This window comes from Citrobacter sp. R56, from assembly GCF_016811995.1.
GTDB classification, from domain to species: domain Bacteria; phylum Pseudomonadota; class Gammaproteobacteria; order Enterobacterales; family Enterobacteriaceae; genus Citrobacter_D; species Citrobacter_D enshiensis.
In genome coordinates this window covers 3,225,988-3,247,250 of the sequence record NZ_CP069159.1, presented here as the reverse complement: position 1 = coordinate 3,247,250, position 21,263 = coordinate 3,225,988, and the positions used below count along the sequence as shown (strand labels likewise).

The window sequence follows — 21,263 nt, the reverse complement described above, 5'->3', positions numbered from 1 at the left end:
TCAGTGAAGTTAATGCTTCTCATTTTCATTGTTAGCGAGAAGGGATGCAAGTCAAAGTCGCACAATGTGTTAGCGCAAGAGTTGACATACCGTCTGTTTGCTTTTAGGTTAGCGCCCGAAAATATAAATGATAATCATTATTAAAACCTTTATCATTTTTGGAGGATGATATGGATACGTCACTGGCCGAGGATGTACAGCAGAAAATGGCAACGCTTGCCCCCGATCATTTTTTCTTTATGTCGCCGTATCGCAGTTTTACGACGTCCGGATGCTTCGCCCGCTTTGATGAACCTGCTGTGGATGGGGATTCCCCTGATAGCCCGTTTCAACAAAAATTACATGCGCTGTTTGCGAGGGCCAAATCGCAGGGGATTAAAAACCCGGTCATGGTCGGTGCGATTCCCTTTGATACAAGCCAGCCTTCATCGCTGTTTATACCGGAGTCCTGGCAGACGTTTTCTCGTCCGGCAAAGCAACAGTCATCGCGCTATTTCACTGAGTATCCGTCGTTGAACGTCGTTGCGCGTAAAGCCATTCCTGAGCAGGATGATTTTGAGGAGATGGTGGCGAAAGCGGCGGCGCTGACGGCGACGCCGGAAGTTGACAAAGTGGTGTTGTCGCGTCTGATTGATATCACCACCGACGACAATATCGATAGCGGAGCCTTGCTGGAACGCCTCGTAGCGCAGAACCCTGTTAGTTACAACTTCCATGTCCCGCTGGAAGACGGCGGGGTATTGCTCGGCGCCAGCCCGGAATTGCTGCTGCGTAAAGAGGGCGATCATTTCAGTTCTCTTCCGTTAGCCGGATCTGCTCGCCGCCAGCCTGATGATGTGCTGGACAGAGAGGCGGGTAATCGTCTGCTGGCGTCTGAAAAAGACCGTCATGAACACGACCTGGTCACTCAGGCGATGAAAATAGTGCTGCGCGATCGCAGCCGCGAATTGCAGCTTCCGTCCTCCCCGCAACTGATCACCACCCCCACGCTGTGGCACCTTGGTACACCGTTTGAAGGCAAAGCGAACTTACAAGAGAACGCCCTGACGCTGGCGTGTCTGCTGCACCCAACCCCGGCGTTGAGCGGTTTCCCGCATCAGGTCGCGAAAAAGTGGATCGCAGAACTTGAACCGTTTGACCGCGAATTGTTTGGCGGCATCGTCGGCTGGTGCGACGCCGAAGGCAACGGCGAATGGGTGGTAACGATCCGCTGCGCGACGTTACGCCAGAATCAGGTGCGCTTCTTTGCCGGTGCGGGAATTGTGCCTGCTTCCTCCCCAATTGCGGAGTGGCGTGAAACGGGTACGAAACTTTCCACCATGTTGAATGTGTTCGGACTGCATTAAGGAGTAATGATGAGCATTCCTTTCACCCGGTGGCCAGACGAATTTGCCCGTCGCTACCGTGAAAAAGGGTACTGGCAGGATTTGCCCTTAACGGACATTCTGACCCGCCATGCGCAGAGCGATAAAACGGCGGTGATTGAGGGCGAGCGTCACCTGAGTTATCGCCAACTCAATCAAGTCTCGGAGAACCTGGCCTGCAGCCTGCGTCGTCAGGGGATTAACGCGGGAGACACTGCGCTGGTGCAACTGGGCAATGTGGCGGAGTTATACATCACCTTTTTCGCCCTGTTGAAGATTGGCGTGGCCCCGGTTCTGGCGCTGTTCAGCCATCAGCGAACGGAACTTAATGCGTACGCAAAGCAAATCGAACCGACGCTGCTGATTGCCGATCGCCAGCATGCGTTGTTCGCCGGGGATGATTTCCTGAATGCGTTTATGGCTGAACACGCGTCTGTCCGCGTCATGCAATTGCTTAATGACGAGGGCGAGCACAACCTGCGCGCGGCGATGAGTGAACCCGCCGCAGATTTTACTGCGGCACCGTCGCCGGCCGATGAAGTGGCGTACTTTCAGCTTTCCGGCGGCACAACCGGTACGCCGAAACTGATCCCGCGTACCCATAACGACTATTACTACAGCGTGCGTCGTAGTAACGAAATCTGCCATTTCAGCGAAGAGACTCGCTATTTGTGCGCCATTCCGGCAGCACATAACTATGCCATGAGTTCTCCGGGAGCGCTGGGCGTGTTCCTGGCGGGGGGAACTGTGGTGCTGGCCGCCGATCCGAGCGCCACGCTGTGCTTCCCGCTCATTGAAAAACATCAGATCAATTCAACGGCGCTGGTGCCTCCGGCAGTCAGCCTGTGGCTTCAGGCCATTGGCGAATGGGGGAGTAACGCACAACTGGCGTCACTGAAGCTGCTGCAAGTGGGCGGGGCGCGGCTTTCCGCCACGCTGGCTGCACGCATTCCGGCCGAAATTGGTTGCCAGTTGCAACAGGTGTTTGGGATGGCCGAAGGGCTGGTGAACTACACCCGTCTGGACGACAGCCCGGAGCGCATTATTCATACCCAGGGTCGCCCGATGTGTCCGGATGATGAAGTCTGGGTGGCGGATGCCGAGGGCAATCCGCTGCCGCAAGGGGAAACCGGTCGCCTGATGACGCGTGGGCCGTACACCTTTCGCGGCTATTTCAAAAGTCCTGAGCATAACGCCAATGCATTCGATGCCGACGGTTTTTACTGCTCCGGCGATCTGATCTCGATCGACGAAGCAGGGTACATCACGGTGCAGGGGCGAGAAAAAGATCAGATCAACCGTGGTGGGGAGAAGATCGCCGCCGAAGAGATCGAAAACCTGTTATTGCGTCATCCTTCGGTGATCCACGCGGCGTTGGTCAGCATGGAAGATGAGCTTATGGGGGAGAAAAGCTGCGCGTATCTGGTGGTGAAATCGCCGCTGCGTGCGGTACAGGTACGACGTTTCCTGCGTGAGCAGGGCGTTGCGGAGTTCAAATTACCGGACCGTGTGGAATGCGTTGAGGCTCTGCCTCTGACCCCGGTAGGTAAAGTCGATAAAAAACAATTACGTCAGTGGCTGGCGTCACGGGCACCTGCCTGAAGGAGAAAATAACATGGCTATTCCTAAACTGCAGGCTTACGCGCTGCCCACCGCACTTGATATTCCCTCCAGCAAAGTGAACTGGGACGTTGAACCGGAGCGCGCCGCGCTGCTTATCCATGATATGCAGGACTATTTCGTCAGTTTTTGGGGCGATAATTGCCCGATGATGGAGCAGGTGATCGCCAATATCGCCGCGCTGCGTCAGTACTGTAAAGAGAACCATATTCCGGTCTATTACACCGCTCAGCCTAAAGAGCAAAGTGATGAAGACAGGGCGTTGCTGAACGATATGTGGGGACCGGGGCTGACGCGCTCTCCTGAGCAACAAAAAATTGTCGGGCCGCTGGCGCCGGATGAGGCTGATAACGTGCTGGTGAAATGGCGTTACAGCGCATTCCACCGTTCTCCACTGGAGCAAATGCTGAAAGAAACCGGCCGCAATCAGCTGATCATTACTGGGGTGTATGCGCACATTGGTTGTATGACTACCGCAACGGATGCCTTTATGCGTGATATTAAGCCGTTTATGGTAGCGGATGCGCTGGCCGACTTTAGTCGTGACGAACATCTGATGTCGCTGAATTATGTGGCGGGACGTACTGGCCGCGTGGTCATGACGCAAGAACTGTTGCCCACGCCGGTTCCTGCCAGCAAACAGGCGCTGCGGACGGCTATTCTGCCATTGCTGGATGAGTCCGACGAGCCGATGGACGATGAGAATCTGATCGACTACGGTCTGGATTCGGTGCGCATGATGGCGCTGGCGGCACGCTGGCGTAAAGTGCACAGCGACATCGATTTTGTCATGTTAGCGAAGAACCCGACGATTGACGCCTGGTGGGCGCTGCTTTCCCGCGAGGTGAAATGATGGCTGGTTTTGATTTTCAGGGCAAAACCGTCTGGGTCACCGGTGCCGGAAAAGGCATTGGCTATGCGACGGCGCGGGCGTTTGTCGACGCTGGCGCGCGCGTCACCGGGTTCGATCGTGAATTTACGCGCGACGACTATCCGTTTGCGACCGAGGTGCTGGATATTGCACAGAGTGAGCAGGTGGCGCAGGTGTGTCAGCGCCTGCTGCAAAAAAACGAACGTCTGGACGTGCTGGTGAACGCTGCGGGGATTTTGTGTATGGGCACCACGGATGAACTCAGCGCTGATGAATGGCAGCAGACCTTTGCCGTCAACGTGGGCGGCGCGTTTAATCTCTTCCAGCAGACGATGGCGCAGTTTCGTCACCAGCAGGGGGGAGCTATCGTTACCGTAGCTTCCGATGCCGCACATACGCCGCGGGTTGGCATGAGCGCCTATGGCGCATCGAAAGCGGCGCTGAAAAGTCTGGCGCTGACCGTCGGCCTCGAACTGGCCGCCAGCGGCGTGCGGTGTAATCTCGTTTCACCTGGGTCAACGGACACCGATATGCAGCGCACGTTGTGGGTCAGTGATGACGCCGAACAGCAGCGAATTCGCGGTTTTGGCGAGCAGTTTAAACTCGGCATTCCGTTGGGGAAAATCGCGCGTCCACAGGAAATCGCCAATACCATTCTGTTTCTGGCTTCCGATCTGGCAAGCCACATTACGCTGCAGGATATTGTGGTTGATGGCGGCTCTACGCTTGGGGCATAACGATGATCTGGAAACGCCATTTAACGCTTGAAGAACTGAATGCCACCAGCCAGAACACGATGGTGGCGCATCTTGGCATTGTCTATACCCGACTCGGTGACGACGTGCTGGAAGCGGAAATGCCGGTTGATGCCCGGACGCATCAGCCGTTTGGTTTGCTGCACGGCGGGGCGTCAGCGGCGCTGGCGGAGACGCTGGGTTCAATGGCGGGTTATCTGATGACCCGCGACGGGCAGTGCGTTGTCGGCACCGAACTGAACGCCACTCATCACCGTGCGGTATCACAGGGAAAAGTGCGCGGTGTATGCCAGCCGCTGCATCTCGGACGGCAAAATCAGAGTTGGGAAATTGCTGTTTTTGATGAACAAGGACGGCGTTGTTGCACCTGCCGTTTAGGGACTGCGGTTCTGGGGTAACGTCGGCAAAATAAAATGATATTGCAGGGTTAGCAGGTGAATGGAGTGATCCAGTTAACAATGCAATGTAAATGATCAGTGATATATCTGGTTTATGAAGTTGTCATGTTGTTAAAACCAGCAAAGGTGTTATAGAAACAAAATGTAACATCTCTCTGGAACACGCAAACGGACAACAACCATGAATAAATCAGGGAAATACCTCGTCTGGACAGTGCTCTCTGTAATGGGAGCATTTGCGCTGGGATATATTGCGTTAAACCGTGGTGAACAGATCAACGCGCTGTGGATTGTGGTGGCGTCGGTCTGTGTCTATCTCATTGCCTACCGTTTTTATGGTCTGTATATCGCCAAAAATGTGCTGGCGGTTGACCCGACGCGTATGACGCCTGCCGTGCGTCATAACGACGGTCTGGACTACGTCCCTACCGACAAAAAAGTGCTGTTCGGTCACCATTTTGCCGCCATTGCTGGCGCGGGCCCGCTGGTGGGACCGGTGCTGGCAGCGCAGATGGGCTACCTGCCCGGTATGATCTGGCTGCTGGCTGGCGTGGTGTTAGCCGGGGCGGTGCAGGACTTTATGGTGCTGTTTGTGTCGACTCGCCGCGACGGTCGCTCGTTGGGGGAGTTGGTCAAAGAGGAAATGGGTCCCACAGCAGGCGTTATTGCGCTGGTGGCCTGTTTTATGATCATGGTGATTATTCTGGCGGTGCTGGCGATGATCGTCGTCAAAGCCCTGACCCACAGCCCGTGGGGAACCTATACCGTGGCGTTTACCATTCCGTTGGCGATCTTCATGGGGGTGTACCTGCGTTATCTGCGCCCCGGACGCATTGGCGAAGTGTCGGTCATCGGTCTGGTATTCCTGGTCTTTGCCATCATTTCCGGTGGTTGGGTGGCCCAAAGTCCCACCTGGGCGCCGTACTTTGATTTCACTGGCGTACAGCTGACCTGGATGCTGGTGGGGTACGGTTTTGTGGCGGCAGTGCTGCCCGTATGGCTGCTGCTGGCACCGCGTGACTACCTCTCCACGTTCCTGAAAATTGGCACCATCGTGGGCCTGGCGGTCGGCATTCTGATTATGCGACCCACGCTGACCATGCCCGCGCTGACCAAATTTGTTGACGGTACAGGGCCGGTGTGGACGGGCAACCTGTTCCCGTTCCTGTTTATCACGATTGCCTGTGGGGCGGTGTCCGGATTCCACGCGCTGATCGCTTCCGGCACCACGCCGAAGATGTTGGCGAACGAAGGCCAGGCCTGTTTTATTGGTTACGGCGGTATGCTGATGGAATCCTTCGTTGCCATTATGGCGCTGGTTTCCGCCTGTATTATCGATCCGGGCGTCTACTTTGCCATGAACAGCCCAATGGCCGTGCTGGCGCCAGCCGGTACCACCGATGTGGTGGCTTCTGCGGCGCAGGTGGTGAGCAGTTGGGGCTTTGCGATTACGCCGGACACGCTGCATCAAATCGCCAATGAAGTGGGTGAACAATCCATTATCTCGCGTGCGGGCGGCGCACCGACGCTGGCGGTGGGGATGGCTTACATTCTGCACGGTGCGCTCGGCGGTATGATGGACGTCGCGTTCTGGTATCACTTTGCGATTCTGTTTGAAGCGCTGTTTATTCTGACGGCGGTGGACGCAGGAACCCGCGCAGCGCGCTTTATGCTGCAGGATCTGCTGGGCGTGGTTTCTCCGGGGCTGAAACGCACCGATTCACTGCCTGCCAACCTGCTGGCGACCGCGCTCTGCGTGATGGCCTGGGGTTACTTCCTGCATCAGGGCGTGGTTGACCCTCTGGGCGGAATTAACACCCTGTGGCCGCTGTTTGGTATTGCCAACCAGATGCTGGCGGGTATGGCGCTGATGCTTTGTGCAGTGGTTCTGTTCAAGATGAAACGTCAGCGCTACGCATGGGTCGCCCTCGTCCCCACGTCCTGGCTGCTGATTTGTACGCTCACCGCTGGCTGGCAGAAAGCGTTTAGCCCGGACAACAAAGTGGGTTTCCTGGCTATCGCCAATAAGTTCCAGGCGATGATCGACAGCGGCAAGATCCCGGCGCAGTACACCGAATCGCAATTGTCACAGCTGGTGTTTAACAACCGTCTGGATGCCGGTTTGACTGTCTTCTTCATGGTGGTGGTGGTGGTGCTGGCGGTGTTCTCCATCAAGACCGCGTTGGCGGCCCTGAAGGTCGACAAACCGACGGCAAAAGAGACGCCGTATGAGTCGATGCCGGAAAATGTAGAAGAGATCGTGGCGCAGGCGAAAGGCGCGCACTAATCTTCAACTATTAAGCCCTCTCCGACCGGAGAGGGCGTTTGCATAACAGGTAACCGCTATGTTTGATACGCTCTCAAAAGCCGGGAAATATCTGGGCCAGGCGGCAAGATTGATGATCGGCGTGCCGGACTACGACAACTATGTTGAGCACATGCGCGTCACGCATCCGGACCAAACGCCGATGACCTATGAAGAGTTTTTCCGTGAGCGGCAGGACGCGCGCTATGGGGGAAAAGGCGGCGCGCGTTGTTGCTAGCGGATGCTCTTCATTCTTTCTTACGCGGTGAGGCTGCTTTCAGCGGCTGAACGCAGATTCACCTTGCCGTTATTTCACCGTCCAGGCTTTCGAAAATTGGCGACCTGCAAACAACTCCTGCAGGCCGTTGATTTGTTTCAGACGCAACACTTCATCATCATCCATCCCTAACTCTTTACCGATTTTTTTCTCGTCCCAGCCCAGTTGCGACAGTTCACGAACGATTTCTGACATGGCGTGGATCTGGTGGCGGCCACGTGCGCGGTTATGGCGAATCGTGGACGTAATACGTTCATGGCGCGTGCGCTCCAGGCATGTGACGGGTAGATAGCCTTTCAGGCGCGCTCTTAGCGCCGCTTTTCCTTTTCCTAATTCGTGCCGATGGAAACCATCTATTATCTCGTACTCCTCTGAACTGGATTGCGCCACGACGATCGGTTGTGTGAAGCCGTCTGCTTCAATCGATTTGAGCAGCAGCCTTTTCTCCGGCGGCGCCACATTATTGGGGTTGTAATCGTTTGGCGTAATGTGTTCATTTTTAATCCACAACACGCAGTCGACAGGTTCATGACGAAAAGGGCTGACGCTGTGGATGGCCATTCTGAACTCATTAATAGCGCGGATCCGTTCCTCTTCCGGCAGTGCCGAGAGAAAGTGGGTTAATTCCTGAGTTAATCGTTGTTGCATAGTATTCCCCATTCCTGACGTTTCGCTTTCATGCGTTCGTTATAACGCTGGTAACTTTTCGGTTTTGTTGGACTGAAAGAGAGTGCCCGGCACCAGTAATCATTATTCAGCAGCACTTTGCAGATACGTCGCCATGAAGGGATATCTTTTGTGCCAATATCGCTGTCTTGCGTTTGGGGAATATCGTCCAGACCTTTCTTTTTATACCACTGTAAATAGACGGCGATTTTATTGCAGTAATGTTCGGCGGTTTGTTCCGGCATGCTGTTCAGCAACAGTAAGGCGTACTCTTTCCAGCTTAGATGATCGGGCTTTAAGAGTTTTCGATGACCATAAAAATGGTTGTCGTGACCGGCATAGATACCGCCGCTTTTCACACCGCTTACGCGCGCGCACATGGCTGCCCAGCGTTCGGGTTCGAGGACATGGTACAGCCACAGTCCCTGACGCTGCTCCGGGCCGAAGGGTTCGCAAATCCGCATGTAGCGGGTGGGTACACCGGCCTGGTACATCAGGTTATACAACGGATTACAGCGTTTGTTTGTCTTCGCAAACCAGGTCCAGATATCTGCGGTTTTCCAGTCATACATTGGGTAAATGTACCAGGTATGTCCACCCGGCGCGGAGGTTGTCCAGGGTTTGTCATCAGCAAAACGTTGCTTCTGTAAGGAGGCGATGGTGCCAAATCGGTTGTAAGATTCGTCGGCCCGGATACCGATCAGCATTGCGGCGGGCCGGTTGTTAGAAAACCAGTCAGCAAAAAAACGAACAAACTGCTCAAAGGTCATATTTGGCTGATAAAAAGGAAAATAGCCGGGGTCGGTAATCGCATCCGGTGGCGGTTTGCGTACCCAGTCTGTATTCGGGGCCCAGCATTGCCATTCGGGTTGGTATTGGGATAATGCGTTTTGTGTCGTCAACGGTAAGGCAACCCAATAAAAATCGTCGATGACATCGGAATATTCATTTCGTAGCGCCTGGACATACTCAATGGTGCAAGAGAATTGCGCTTCCCAGTCAATGAATAATACGCAGATCTTTTTCTGTAATTGACGGGCAAGGGTCGCGGTCAGGTGCAGCATGAGACCAGAATCTTTACCGCCAGAAAATGAAACACAGACCCGTGGGAGCGTTTCAAGCGTCCATGTAATGCGCTCTTGCGCGGCCTCCAGGACATTTTGGTCAAGCGGGTATTTATAGATGGACATTTTGGCGGTGGCTCTCAATATTAAATTGATTTTACTCGAAATGTTTTATTATAAGATATGCCAATTATTTAAACATGCAACAGTTTAAAGTATTGTATTTATGAATGTTTTTCGGTGATCAATAATAAATATGGATTAACTTAGTTGAACTGAGGGAAGTAATGTTTTCTGACTGATACAGTGAGTTAATTCGAAATATATATTTTTCAAATCATTTATTAATTAACGACGCACGGTTACTCATATTGTCATGTTGAATAAAAATAATAATGTATGGACGCCCCGGAACATCACAATCTGTAGGTAGTCAATGACGATGCTTTCTTGAGTGCTGACTCCTGCATTATGCGATAAGCGAAGTGAGTGATTTAACCGGGTGACTGGAATGAGAACAATCACCCTTAGTATTACGTTAACGGCTATTCATCATCGCATCCAGCTGTGCTTTTTCTGGCAATCCTACAACCTGCTGCAACGTGTTTTCTTTATTCAAATAGTAGATGGCGGGTGTGACGTTAGCACCCAGATCGTCCATGATTTTTTGATTGACGTTCAGAATACGCATCGCCTCAGGAGGAACGGATGTTGGGATTTCCAACTTGAGTTTGCCGTTCGAGGCTTCATAGTCATGCCAGGTTTTTGCCGGGTCTTTCGTGGTCAGAATCGCCGCCGCAGTTGCCGGGCTTTCAGGTTTGATCACGCCAACCAGCAGGGTTCGCAATTGTACTTTGCCGGATTCTACCCAGGGACGGGCCTGTTGCCAGAATTGCTTGCAGTAAGGGCAGAAAGGATCGGCGAACACATAAAGTACGACGGGCGCATCCTTTTTACCGTCTAACAGCCAGGATGATTTTTCCATGCGCTGCCACAGTTCTCGCCCAGCTGGTGCATAGATCTCTTTTTCTATCAATGCATTGCTGAGGTTCTCACCTTTTTCATTATACATGTACCCGGAGATCGCCTGTTTGCCGTCTGGGGTGAGATAAATGGTGACGCCCATGTCCTGATATTTTCCCAGGTAACCTTTCATCCCGCCCGGCGCATCGAAGGATTTCAGGATTGTAATACCTTGTTTTTCGATGGCTTTGACCGGCGCTGGCAGATCTTCCGCCTGAGCGATGAGAGGGAGGAGAGTCAGCAATAGCGTTCGTTTTAGCATTGTTTTTCCTTAAAAATCAGTGCGAAAGAAAAGGCGCAGATCAAACCTATCACAGCCATAGATAAGACCTTAAGCCGGATGATTGCCCTTTCTTCAGTGGGGTGTTGTAATCCCCTTCGCTGTTACAGCCTTTGTTAAGGTAATGTAGAGCGCAACACATAGCCAGTTTCACTGGCACTGAAGTTACCTACGGGTAGTTCAGGTAATGGGGCCGCCTGAAAAGGGGGCCTTTTTACTTTTTGTCGCCGGTGGCGGCTTAGGGTTCACAAAGTTGTCATGCGTCGGTTGTTAGATAACGCTTATTGATTTGATAATGGAAACGCATTAGCCGAATCGGAAAAATTTCGTTAACTTACAACTCAACGAAAACACGGAGGAAGTACAGATGTCCTTGATTAATACTAAAATTAAACCTTTCAAAAACCAGGCGTTCAAAAACGGTGAATTCATCGAAGTTACCGAAAAAGATACCGAAGGCCGCTGGAGCGTTTTCTTCTTCTACCCGGCTGACTTCACTTTCGTATGCCCGACTGAACTGGGTGACGTTGCTGACCATTACGATGAACTGCAGAAACTGGGCGTAGACGTTTACTCTGTTTCTACCGATACCCACTTCACTCACAAAGCATGGCACAGCAGCTCTGAAACCATCGCGAAAATCAAATATGCGATGATCGGCGACCCGACTGGCGCCCTGACCCGTAACTTCGACAACATGCGTGAAGACGAAGGTCTGGCTGACCGCGCAACCTTCGTTGTTGACCCGCAGGGTATCATCCAGGCAATCGAAGTTACCGCTGAAGGCATTGGCCGCGATGCGTCTGACCTGCTGCGTAAAATCAAAGCGGCTCAGTATGTGGCTTCTCACCCAGGCGAAGTTTGCCCGGCGAAATGGAAAGAAGGCGAAGCGACTTTAGCACCGTCTTTAGACCTGGTTGGTAAGATCTAAGCCTTTAAGGCGCTTCGAAGCCGGATGGCGCTGCGCTTATCCGGCCTACACATCGGGCCTACAACATCGTAGGCCGGGTAAACGAAGTGCCACCCGGCAATCAATGGGCGCATCAGCGCCCATTTCATTCCAACACTATGATGCAAGCCGCATTCAGGCTGCCCGCAAGGCCGCTTGCATGATGATGTTTTTAAAGCAGGAGATTAACGATGCTCGACGCTAACATGAAAACCCAGCTCAAGGCTTACCTTGAGAAACTGACGAAACCTGTTGAGCTGATTGCCACGCTGGATGACAGCGCCAAATCGGCGGAAATCAAGGAACTGCTGACTGAAATTGCCGAACTGTCAGAGAAAGTCACCTTTAAAGAAGATAACAGCCTGGCCGTACGCAAGCCGTCATTCCTGATAGCCAACCCGGGTTCAACCCAGGGACCGCGTTTTGCCGGCTCCCCGTTGGGGCATGAATTTACCTCTCTGGTACTGGCACTGTTGTGGACCGGTGGTCATCCGTCGAAAGAAGCGCAGACGCTGCTTGAGCAGATCCGCGAAATCGACGGTGATTTTGAGTTTGAAACCTATTACTCGCTCTCTTGCCACAACTGCCCGGACGTGGTGCAGGCACTGAACCTGATGGCAGTGCTGAACCCACGTATTAAGCATACGGCAATCGACGGCGGGACATTCCAGAACGAAATCACCGAACGTAACGTGATGGGCGTTCCGGCGGTTTACGTTAACGGGAAAGAGTTCGGCCAGGGGCGCATGACCCTGACGGAAATCGTCGCGAAAGTGGATACCGGCGCAGAGAAACGCGCAGCAGAAGAGTTGAACACGCGTGATGCGTATGATGTGCTGATTGTCGGCTCTGGCCCGGCGGGCGCTGCGGCGGCTGTTTACTCTGCGCGTAAAGGCATTCGCACGGGGTTGATGGGTGAACGCTTTGGCGGACAGGTACTTGATACCGTGGACATCGAAAACTACATCTCGGTGCCGAAAACCGAAGGTCAAAAGCTGGCGGGGGCATTAAAAGCGCACGTCGATGATTACGATGTGGATGTGATTGATAGCCAGAGCGCCAGTAAACTGGTTCCAGCAGCGCAAGAAGGTGGTCTGCACCAGATTCAAACGGCATCCGGTGCGGTACTGAAAGCACGCAGCATTATCATTGCGACGGGTGCCAAATGGCGCAATATGAACGTACCGGGTGAAGACCAATATCGTACCAAAGGTGTGACGTACTGCCCGCACTGTGACGGCCCGTTGTTTAAAGGCAAACGCGTGGCAGTGATTGGCGGTGGTAACTCCGGTGTGGAAGCGGCTATCGATCTGGCAGGCATTGTGGAGCACGTGACGTTGCTGGAATTTGCGCCGGAGATGAAAGCCGATCAGGTGCTGCAGGATAAAGTTCGCAGCCTGAAAAACGTCGATATCATCCTGAACGCGCAGACCACAGAAGTGAAAGGCGATGGCAGCAAAGTCACTGGGCTTGAGTACCGTGACCGTGTCAGCGGCGATGTTCACAACGTGGCACTGTCGGGCATTTTTGTTCAGATTGGTCTGTTACCTAACACCACCTGGCTGGAAGGCGCTGTTGAACGTAACCGCATGGGTGAAATCATCATTGATGCGAAATGTGAAACCAGCGTGAAGGGCGTATTCGCCGCCGGTGACTGCACCACCGTACCGTACAAGCAGATAATCATCGCGACAGGCGAGGGCGCCAAAGCTTCCTTGAGTTCGTTTGATTATCTGATTCGCACGAAGACCGCATAAAAAAAGACAGTAAGACTGTCACCTGCAAGCTCAAACCGCCTGTGAAATTCCGGGCGGTTTTTTTATTATCTTCAGTTACAACAAAAAGCCCTGCCGGACTCTCTCCAGGCAGGGCTTTTCAGTATCAGACTTGGGCGAATTAACGCACGACCAACACGGGCAGGTTGGCATGGCGGACAACGCTTGACGCATTAGAACCGAGAAGATGGGTGCTGATTGACGGGTTTCGTGACCCAATGACCACCACATCCGCCTTCAGTTCTTCCGCTAAGTCGTTGACCACGTCCCGCACGTTGCCAAAACGAACATGCGGCTTAATCCGCGAAGGATCAAGACTGAAATGACCGACCATCGTTTGCAGGCGGGTTTCCGCTTCGTGCTGTAGATGCTCCTCAAAACGGCGAACATCGGCGGCAAACCGATGCAAACTCAAACTGGCGGAACCCGGCAGGACATGCAGCAGATGAATGACGCCATCCTGTTGCGCCAGAAATTCAGCGTGGCGTACGGCCTTATCGCTCAGTTCCATTTCGAAAACATCAACCGGCATAATGATTGTTTTGTACATAAGCAGTCTCTCCTTGTTATCGCATGAACATATAACATCATATTAATGAATATGATTCTGTCAGTCACGGCACAGATTTAGGTTTTTAAAGGATCAAAGAGGAGACAATACTGAGAATAAGGGATTACCAGTGCTGTTCGAGAAATAGCACAGCGGCAACGAGAATCGCTGCTATCAGGATATACACTACCGTGATACCGAGAGCCTCAGCCATATGCTTTTCCACCGACAGATACCCCAATCAGGTTAGTTCGTCGTAAAAAAAGCAGGAATGATAAATTTGGTTGATATTTAACTGGAAAGAGGATGCGAATGCATCCTCTGCAAAATAACGCGTTTGGCTTTGAAAAGACAGCGTTAGCGCAGGTAATCGCCTGCCGCTTCAGGCTGGTATTCAAGCTCCAGCACTTCAAGGTGCGTGGCGGTGCCACCTGGCAGTTCCCAGTGAATGGTGTCGCCAACGCGCAGACCTAAAAGGGCAGCACCAACCGGAGCCATCACCGACAATTGGGTGCTGCTGTCCGTCATGTTCGCCGGGTAGACCAGCGTGCGAACGCGCGTCTCGCCGTCGGCAAGGTTACGGAATTTCACCCGACTGTTCATGGTCACGACGTTATGCGGCATCTCTTCTGGTGAACACATTTGGGCGCGATCCAGCTCTGCGTTTAACGCATCAGCAATCGGTAAACCGGCAAACGCAGGTTGCTCCAACAGGCGGTCGATGCGTTCGGCGTCGAGGTCGTTGATGATAATAGTTGGTCTGGACATTTATTACTCCATGTCGTCGATACTGCGAGTAGCGCAGGTAAATAATCCCAAAAGAAAACCCTCACCGTCTGGCGGCGAGGGTTTAGCTTTCCTGATGATACTGAGACTTACCCCTTCTTTGAAGTGATTTAGTTCACATTCGGGCAAATCCTTAACATTGATAGCGTTTATAGCATTGAGTGAATTTTAGCCGAAAAACGGGATCGTTCTCAAATTTGCATTATGCTTTTTAAGCGCTCGCCGCGGGCGGGTCCACATACTCAGCGTTTCCTTGAAGGAGAGCTCATGAGCCAGTACGACAAACTCACGTTAAAAGATGGCAGTTATCTGTACTTTAAAGATTGGGGCAGCGGGCAGCCCATCGTCTTTAGCCACGGCTGGCCATTGACGGCAGATGCGTTCGAAGATCAGATGCTTTTTTTGGGATCGAAAGGGTTTCGCGTGATTGCTCACGATCGTCGGGGACATGGCCGTTCGGCACAGCCCTGGGACGGTCATCATATGGATCAGTATGCCGATGATCTGGCCGAGTTGACGTCGCACCTGAATTTAAAAGATGCGGTGCACGTTGGTCATTCGACAGGCGGTGGCGAGGTCGCACGCTACATTGGTCGACACGGGACACAGCGGGTTGCGAAAGCCGTACTGATCGGCGCAGTGACGCCCATCATGGTCAAAACCGATTTTAACCCCAACGGCGTACCGAAAGAGGTGTTTGATGGGATTCGGCAAGGCGTCGTCAACGATCGCGCCGCGTTTTTTTATGAGCTTACCGCGGCGTTTTATGGCTACAACCGGGCTGGAGAAAAAGAGTCAAAAGCGGTGCGCGAAAGCTTTGTCGAGCAAGGTTTACAAGGGTCAATAAAAGCTCTGTACGACTGTATTAAGGCGTTTTCAGAGACTGACCTGCGAGACGATCTCAAAAGAATGACGATTCCGACGCTGGTTATTCATGGCGATGATGATCAAATCGTCCCGTTTGAAACGTGCGGTAAAGCGGCGGCGGCGATGTTGCCTGACGCGCAGTTGAAAATCTACGAAGGGGGATCGCACGGTATTTGTACCACCCATAAACACCAGATTAATCAGGACCTGTTGACGTTTATCCAGTCATAATGGCTGAACAGAGTGTGCTGCGCTGATCCTCTTTATTCAACAGGGAGATGAGCGAAGTGCAATTGGCGTAAAACCGGTGCGGCTTATGCACCGGTTTCATGGCCTTAATATCCGACGCTATCCAGTATAAAACGTTTGCCGCAGTTGCCGGGATGCGGTTGCGATGCAAAAGAGGCGGCAGCCAGCGGCTTGTTGATGGCGTTTGCATGTAACGAAAACTGCATTTCCGTCAGGTAGGCGGGATTGCCGTGGCAGCTCAACTTCACCGCTTTGATGCTCTCTTTGCCCCAGCTTGCCGCCACGGCGGCATCAAAGTCCGCGCGGCTGACGGCTTTACCGTAATGGCTTCTCAGAAAATCTCCCAGCGCGCTGCGCTTAACCTCGCTGTTTAGGCGTACCATTGTGTTGAAATAGACATTCGGATCAAAACCAAAACAGGCACCGTGTTTGGCGTATTCATAGCGTTCAAGGCAAGTGTGTCCTCCGGCACCGGGCATCACCGCGCTCAACTTCGCGGCGCTTTCCAGCGACAGCCCTGTTTGAGGGGCAGCGCATTTACGGCTGGCGCGGGCTTCCGGCAGGTTCGGGATCGGGCGGGTCGCACAGCCGTAGCGCATCCATCGGCGTTCATCCACGTCTCTGACGGCGATGGATTTAGGCAGGCCTGGCCACAGTCCGTGTACGGTCAGAAAATCGGCTTTGTCCTGGGTTTCTTTTTGCAGGCGACATTCGTCAGGTTCCTGACGCTGGCGTTCATGCTGGCTTTGGCAAAAACCGGTTTGCCAGGAGAGCGCCAACACATAGCGGTCGAAATCACCGTACTGTTTCGCCTGAAGTTCGTCGGCTTTCACCGTGGAGACTGGAAGCAGAAATGCGGCCAGTAGAGGACTGTAACGCCATATTGGTTTCATGATTAATTCTGATATATAGAAATACTGTATATCATCTATTTAACCATAAAAAATGCCAGTCAGGTTTATCTGACTGGCATCATTTTCATCCGAGGATGGAGAAGGGGATTAGCTCCACAGCGCCAGAATCGGCCAACCCACCAGCAGCAGCATCGCGATATAGATGACACCAAAGATCGCGCCCAGACGCCAGTAGTCTTTGGATTTCACATAGCCACAGCCGTAAATGATGACGCCAGGGCCAGTCGCGTAAGGCGTCAGACAGCCCATGATACCGATGGACAGAACCAGCAGAATACAAAGGTGTTCCATCGGCACGCCCGGGATACCTTTACCGACCGCCAGAATAACTGGCAGCATGGTCGCGGTATGTGCGGAGAGGCTGGCGAACAGGTAGTGCGCAAAATAGAACACCAGCACCAGGACAATCACCGTTGCGTTAGGCGAGAAGCCTTCCAGGTGAGAACTCATGGTAGAAGCAAACCAGTCGATGAAGCCAGAGCGGGTCAGACCATTCGCCATCACTACCAGCGTAGCGAGGTTGACCAGCGTGTTCCACGCGCTGTTATAACGGGTAATGTCCTTCCACGGCACAACATGCAGTGCCAGCATCAGAGAGACGGCCAGCAGACCAACGGCGGTGGCGTCGATCATTTCGCCGCCAAAAACCCACAGACCTAAGCTGAGCAGTACCAGACCGATCAACGTTGTTTCTTTGCGGGTCAGACTGCCCATGGTTTTAAGCTCGTCACCAGCCCATGCAGCGACTTCCGCACTGTGGGTGACTTCCGGCTTGTAGAGCACGTATGAGAGCCACGGCGCAACGATCAGCAAAATAATGCCCACTGGCAGGAAGCTCAGGAACCATTGCAGCCAGCTAATCTGAATACCTGCAATTTTGCTGACGAATTCCAGACCCAGTACGTTCGGTGCCGCGCCGGTGACAAACATGGAAGAACTGAGACTGGTACTGATCACCATCATCCACATCAGATACCCACCGATACGGCGTGCGGAAGGATCGTTAGGGAATGATTTAAACAGCGGCGGCAGGTTTTTGATTACCGGGAATACGGTCCCCCCGGTTCGCGCCGTGTTAGAGGGCGTAAACGGCGCCAGAAGGATGTCAATGATGACAATGGCATAGCCCAGCGTCAGGGTACGCTTACCCATGAATTTCACCAGGAACAGCGCGATTCGACGTCCCAGACCAGTCACTTCGTAGCCCAGAGCGAAAATAAAGGCGCCAAATACCAGCCATACGGTGGTGCTGGAGAAACCGGCCAGCCCCCATTTCAACGCCTGTTTACCGGCATCAAAACTGGGGTCCGCCAGCTCTTTGGCATCAAACAGCAGGTAGTTGCTGCCAATCACGCAAATGGTAACGGCAATAAAACTGATGGCTGTCGCCGGAATCGGCTCCAGAATCATCCCGACAATCATCGCCACAAAAACGGCGAAATAGTGCCAGGCCTGAGGGGGCATCCCATCGGGGACAGGGATAAGAAACATGACGCCCATTACTACCAATGGGGCCAACAACTTCCATATATTATCTTTAGATAAAGACATGAGTGATTCTCCGGAAAGGATCTTTTATGTAATTGTGTTAATGGTTAACTTGCGAAATTTGAGCTAAAAACCAGGTGACAATCAGTAGATCGGCGCACCCCCCTGGGCTGAGGTTGCGTTCAATGCACTGCTGGTCAAACTGGCGTAGAGAATGAAGATCGGCGGGAGTTCGTATCCCCCCGTTTTGCAGCAGACTCTTTGCCTGCTGCTGTAGCCAGTGCAGCCCCTGCTCCCCACCGCGAGACGCGACGTTGGTATCCCCATTCATCGCCATCAGCAGCAGTAAGGTATCGAGTAACGCCAGTTCAGGATCTCGCCCCTGAGCCAGCAGAGCACGGTAGTGCGGCAGCGCATGATGGATCACCAGCGGATAGCCAGCTTCCGCTTCACCTCGCGCACCGGTTAACCCCAATTGTTGATAGAGACGCTGACCTGCTGTGAGTTGTTGATTGTTCTGGCGCAGTTCGTGCTGTGTCATTCCTGCGCAAAATGCTGCGGCGGTGTGACAGAGCGTCTCGGGAGTGATTGGGGAGTGTCGTTGATGGAGGCGACCCACGGCGGCAAACAGCAATCCCAGTGAAAAAATGCTGCCTTTGTGCGTGTTTACCCCGGCGGTCGCGCGGAACATGTCCGCTTCGCAAGCCATTCCAATCGGACGCAAACCTTTCAGTACGTCTTCTGGCAGCATTTGCGCGCTGTAAGCCCCGTATTCGATAAAGCGTGGCAGCCAGGCCTGGATTGCCAGTGCGCTACGGTGGAAATCTTCCAGCGCCATATCTTTGTGCGCACCACAGTTGAGGCGATCCACCAGACCGGGTTTGGGCGATAAATTCACCTCGGTCATCATGGCGCGCCATCCCAGCGTTGCCCAGTCTTCGAGCAAAGAGGGGGATAGGGCGGTGGTCGTGGTCGACGTTGCTTTATTGGGCATCATGCAGCAACGCCTCCATGTGAATGAGAAGTTCGGAAAGCGCATGGGTTTTACCCCGCGCGCATTCAACGGCGCTTTGCTCGCACAGCAGACAGCGGCGAGGCGGAAGCGCAAAATCGCGGCGGGACATGATGACCCCCTCAGGGGTCAGCACATCGATGTCCCACAAACGTCCCAGTGGGGACTGATGTTCAAGTTCGATCGTGGCAAGCTTGATGTCGCGGGCCGGACCTTCAAGCGCAAACAGCGCTTCCGGCCCGCTGGCTGAAACCACGATGGACTGCTCCCTGATAAACCAGCCAGATTTCTGCATCAGTACGTGCAGAGCATTCACGCCGTGATTAAAGATGCCGCGGGTGACTTCGCTGTCTTTAATCGGCCCTGGCGCTACCACGGTAAAGGAGATCAGTGGTGTAGCATGGCGCGCGAGCCAGGCGTGTTGCTTTGCTTGTCTCTCATCACGGCTGGCGAGCAGCTCGGGAATAGAAACCGCATGACGGGTGGCATTATTAACAGGGAGCAGGTGCATGGTTTATTCCTTCACCTGATGAACGACATCAATGACCGAACCATCGCGGTAACGCACCACGGCAATCACGCGGTCGGTGTATTCAATCGGGCGAGGCTGACCGGTGAGCTGTTGCGCACGTTCGCGCAGCCATTCGATCGACACCACTTTCATTCCCGCTTCTTTCAGACGTTCGGCCAGCTCCGGACGCGCCGGGTTGACGGCGATGCCATGGTCTGTCACCAGAATGTCAACGCTGGATCCAGGGGTCACACAGGTGGTTACATTGTCTACCAGCGTAGGGATACGACCGCGTACCAGCGGAGCGACGATAATTGACAGGGCTGCGGCAACGGCGGTATCGCAGTGACCGCCGGATGCGCCACGCAGTACGCCGTCAGAACCGGTCAGCACGTTGACATTGAAGTGGGTGTCCACTTCCAGCGCGCTCAGTACCACGACATCCAGACGGTCAACCGATGCCCCTTTAGAACCCCAGTTGGCGTACTGGTTGGCGCTGATTTCGATGTGATTCGGGTTGCGAGCCAGTGATTCGGCGGCATTACGGTCAAAGCTCTGTACATCCAGCAGCTTGCGGATCAGCCCTTTTTCATGCAGGTCAACGATGGTGGCGGTGATTCCCCCCAGCGCAAAATCGGCGCGAATGTCGCGGCTGCGCATTTTGTCTTCCAGGAAACGGGTGACGGCGAGAGACGCACCGCCGGTTCCGGTTTGCAGGGAGAATCCCTCTTTGAAGTAGCCAGAGTTGGCGATTACTTCTGCCGCGCTGCGGGCGATCAGCAGTTCGCGCGGGTTGGTGGTCATACGGGTCGCGTCAGCACCGATTTTATCGGCATCACCCACCTGATCGATCTGCACGATGAGATCCACCTGATCCTGAGCAATGCTGGCCGGGTTATGCGGATAGGGCAGTAACGCCTCTGTCAACAGCACGACCTGTTTCGCGTTTTCGGCATCGACTTTCGCATAGCCCAGAGAACCGCAACAGGCTTTACCGGTATAACCATTGGCGTTACCGAAAGGATCGCAAGAGGGAACTCCGAGGAATGCCACATCAATACTCAATTCGCCGCTTTGTACAAGGTGTACACGACCGCCGTGTGAGTGGATTTGCACGGGGTCTTCCAGCAATCCGCGGGAAATTTCTTCCGCCAACGGTCCGCGCAGACCGGAGGTATAGATACGGCTAACCACACCCTTGCGAATGTGACCGACCAGCGGCGCGTGGCAGTCGCTCAGCGAACTGGAGGCCAGGGTCAGATTTTTAAAGCCCATTCTGGCGATCGTGTCCATGACCAGGTTGATCGTCAGATCGCCGCCACGGAAAGCGTGGTGGAAAGAGATAGTCATACCGTCCTGCAAACCGGAACGGCGAATGGCTTCTTCGAGATCGGCACACAGTTTTTTGTTGCGCGGTTTTTGCGCCTGCAGGTTCTGTTTTGAGCTGCTCTGAAAGGCGGAAAGTTCACTTTCCGCGCGGCGACTCCAGGCTGTTACCCGTTCTTGTCGTTGAAGTTGTTCGATTTTCTGCGTCATTTT

21 protein-coding genes are annotated in these 21,263 nt (G+C 53.5%); 10 read left to right on the top strand and 11 right to left on the bottom strand.

All coding sequences use genetic code 11. From position 1 onward, the window contains the following. Nucleotides 1–170 precede the first annotated feature (170 nt). The 7 genes from entC (at nt 171) to JM656_RS15425 (ending at nt 7,551) form a co-directional block, all read left to right on the top strand. Nucleotides 171–1,346 carry an isochorismate synthase EntC gene (gene entC, locus JM656_RS15455; RefSeq protein ID WP_203358536.1) on the top strand — a complete coding sequence of 392 codons (1,176 nt, stop codon included), beginning with the start codon at nt 171–173 and terminating at the stop codon, nt 1,344–1,346. 9 nt (nt 1,347–1,355) lie between these two features. Further along, entirely contained in the window at nt 1,356–2,966 is a 1,611-nt protein-coding gene (entE, locus tag JM656_RS15450) for a (2,3-dihydroxybenzoyl)adenylate synthase EntE (RefSeq protein ID WP_203361299.1), read from the top strand. A 13-nt stretch (nt 2,967–2,979) separates the two neighbouring features. Further along, the gene (locus JM656_RS15445; protein WP_203358535.1) at nt 2,980–3,837 is read left to right on the top strand and encodes an isochorismatase; all 858 of its coding nucleotides are present in this window, start codon (nt 2,980–2,982) and stop codon (nt 3,835–3,837) included. After that, complete coding sequence (gene entA / locus JM656_RS15440; RefSeq protein ID WP_203358534.1) at nt 3,837–4,592, top strand: 2,3-dihydro-2,3-dihydroxybenzoate dehydrogenase EntA; 756 nt, start codon at nt 3,837–3,839, stop codon at nt 4,590–4,592. The genes JM656_RS15445 and entA overlap by 1 nt, the downstream gene beginning before the upstream one ends. Before the next feature lie 2 nt (nt 4,593–4,594). Beyond that, complete coding sequence (gene entH / locus JM656_RS15435) at nt 4,595–5,008, top strand: proofreading thioesterase EntH (protein ID WP_203358533.1); 414 nt, start codon at nt 4,595–4,597, stop codon at nt 5,006–5,008. Nucleotides 5,009–5,189: 181 nt separating this feature from the next. After that, the gene (cstA, locus tag JM656_RS15430; protein ID WP_203358532.1) at nt 5,190–7,295 is read left to right on the top strand and encodes a pyruvate/proton symporter CstA; all 2,106 of its coding nucleotides are present in this window, start codon (nt 5,190–5,192) and stop codon (nt 7,293–7,295) included. A 58-nt stretch (nt 7,296–7,353) separates the two neighbouring features. Next, nucleotides 7,354–7,551 (top strand): YbdD/YjiX family protein, encoded by a 198-nt coding sequence (locus JM656_RS15425; protein WP_192611510.1) that lies wholly within the window; start codon nt 7,354–7,356, stop codon nt 7,549–7,551. Between the two features lie 69 nt (nt 7,552–7,620). On the opposite strand, the gene JM656_RS15420 is transcribed toward JM656_RS15425, so the two are convergent. From JM656_RS15420 to dsbG, 3 genes are all read right to left on the bottom strand, one after another. Next, on the bottom strand, nt 7,621–8,238 hold the full coding sequence (locus JM656_RS15420; protein WP_203358531.1) for a ParB/RepB/Spo0J family partition protein: 618 nt from the start codon (nt 8,236–8,238) through the stop codon (nt 7,621–7,623). Further along, a complete protein-coding gene (locus JM656_RS15415; RefSeq protein WP_203358530.1) occupies nt 8,223–9,446 on the bottom strand; it encodes a phosphoadenosine phosphosulfate reductase in 1,224 nt (407 codons plus the stop codon). The genes JM656_RS15420 and JM656_RS15415 overlap by 16 nt, the downstream gene beginning before the upstream one ends. A gap of 412 nt (nt 9,447–9,858) precedes the next feature. Beyond that, complete coding sequence (gene dsbG / locus JM656_RS15410; protein WP_203358529.1) at nt 9,859–10,605, bottom strand: thiol:disulfide interchange protein DsbG; 747 nt, start codon at nt 10,603–10,605, stop codon at nt 9,859–9,861. A gap of 385 nt (nt 10,606–10,990) precedes the next feature. Between dsbG and ahpC the strand changes: the two genes are divergently transcribed. Together ahpC and ahpF are read left to right on the top strand one after the other, a co-directional pair. Further along, the gene (gene ahpC, locus JM656_RS15405) at nt 10,991–11,554 is read left to right on the top strand and encodes an alkyl hydroperoxide reductase subunit C (RefSeq protein ID WP_162379580.1); all 564 of its coding nucleotides are present in this window, start codon (nt 10,991–10,993) and stop codon (nt 11,552–11,554) included. Between the two features lie 209 nt (nt 11,555–11,763). Further along, the gene (gene ahpF / locus JM656_RS15400; RefSeq protein ID WP_203358528.1) at nt 11,764–13,329 is read left to right on the top strand and encodes an alkyl hydroperoxide reductase subunit F; all 1,566 of its coding nucleotides are present in this window, start codon (nt 11,764–11,766) and stop codon (nt 13,327–13,329) included. A 139-nt stretch (nt 13,330–13,468) separates the two neighbouring features. Here ahpF and uspG read toward each other — a convergent pair whose 3' ends face one another. From uspG to rnk, 3 genes are all read right to left on the bottom strand, one after another. After that, nucleotides 13,469–13,897, bottom strand: a complete 429-nt coding sequence (gene uspG, locus JM656_RS15395) for a universal stress protein UspG (RefSeq protein ID WP_203358527.1) — start codon at nt 13,895–13,897, stop codon at nt 13,469–13,471. A 124-nt stretch (nt 13,898–14,021) separates the two neighbouring features. After that, nucleotides 14,022–14,111, bottom strand: a complete 90-nt coding sequence (yldA, locus tag JM656_RS22470; RefSeq protein ID WP_304521075.1) for a small membrane protein YldA — start codon at nt 14,109–14,111, stop codon at nt 14,022–14,024. A 143-nt stretch (nt 14,112–14,254) separates the two neighbouring features. Next, a complete protein-coding gene (rnk, locus tag JM656_RS15390; protein ID WP_203358526.1) occupies nt 14,255–14,665 on the bottom strand; it encodes a nucleoside diphosphate kinase regulator in 411 nt (136 codons plus the stop codon). Nucleotides 14,666–14,950: 285 nt separating this feature from the next. Here rnk and JM656_RS15385 point away from each other — a divergent pair, with 285 nt between their 5' ends. Further along, the gene (locus JM656_RS15385) at nt 14,951–15,781 is read left to right on the top strand and encodes an alpha/beta fold hydrolase (protein ID WP_203358525.1); all 831 of its coding nucleotides are present in this window, start codon (nt 14,951–14,953) and stop codon (nt 15,779–15,781) included. Nucleotides 15,782–15,885: 104 nt separating this feature from the next. On the opposite strand, the gene rna is transcribed toward JM656_RS15385, so the two are convergent. The 5 genes from rna to citF all read right to left on the bottom strand — a co-directional run bounded on the left by rna (nt 15,886) and on the right by citF (nt 21,260). Next, nucleotides 15,886–16,692: a ribonuclease I gene (rna, locus tag JM656_RS15380; RefSeq protein ID WP_203358524.1), complete on the bottom strand. Its 807-nt coding sequence runs from the start codon at nt 16,690–16,692 to the stop codon at nt 15,886–15,888. A 108-nt stretch (nt 16,693–16,800) separates the two neighbouring features. Beyond that, nucleotides 16,801–18,264, bottom strand: a complete 1,464-nt coding sequence (gene citT, locus JM656_RS15375; protein WP_203358523.1) for a citrate/succinate antiporter CitT — start codon at nt 18,262–18,264, stop codon at nt 16,801–16,803. Between the two features lie 37 nt (nt 18,265–18,301). After that, nucleotides 18,302–19,195 (bottom strand): triphosphoribosyl-dephospho-CoA synthase CitG, encoded by an 894-nt coding sequence (citG, locus tag JM656_RS15370; protein WP_203361298.1) that lies wholly within the window; start codon nt 19,193–19,195, stop codon nt 18,302–18,304. Then, complete coding sequence (gene citX / locus JM656_RS15365; protein WP_203358522.1) at nt 19,185–19,724, bottom strand: citrate lyase holo-[acyl-carrier protein] synthase; 540 nt, start codon at nt 19,722–19,724, stop codon at nt 19,185–19,187. Before citX ends, citG begins: the two co-directional genes overlap by 11 nt. A gap of 3 nt (nt 19,725–19,727) precedes the next feature. After that, nucleotides 19,728–21,260, bottom strand: a complete 1,533-nt coding sequence (gene citF / locus JM656_RS15360) for a citrate lyase subunit alpha (RefSeq protein ID WP_203358521.1) — start codon at nt 21,258–21,260, stop codon at nt 19,728–19,730. Between the last annotated feature and the right edge of the window lie 3 nt (nt 21,261–21,263).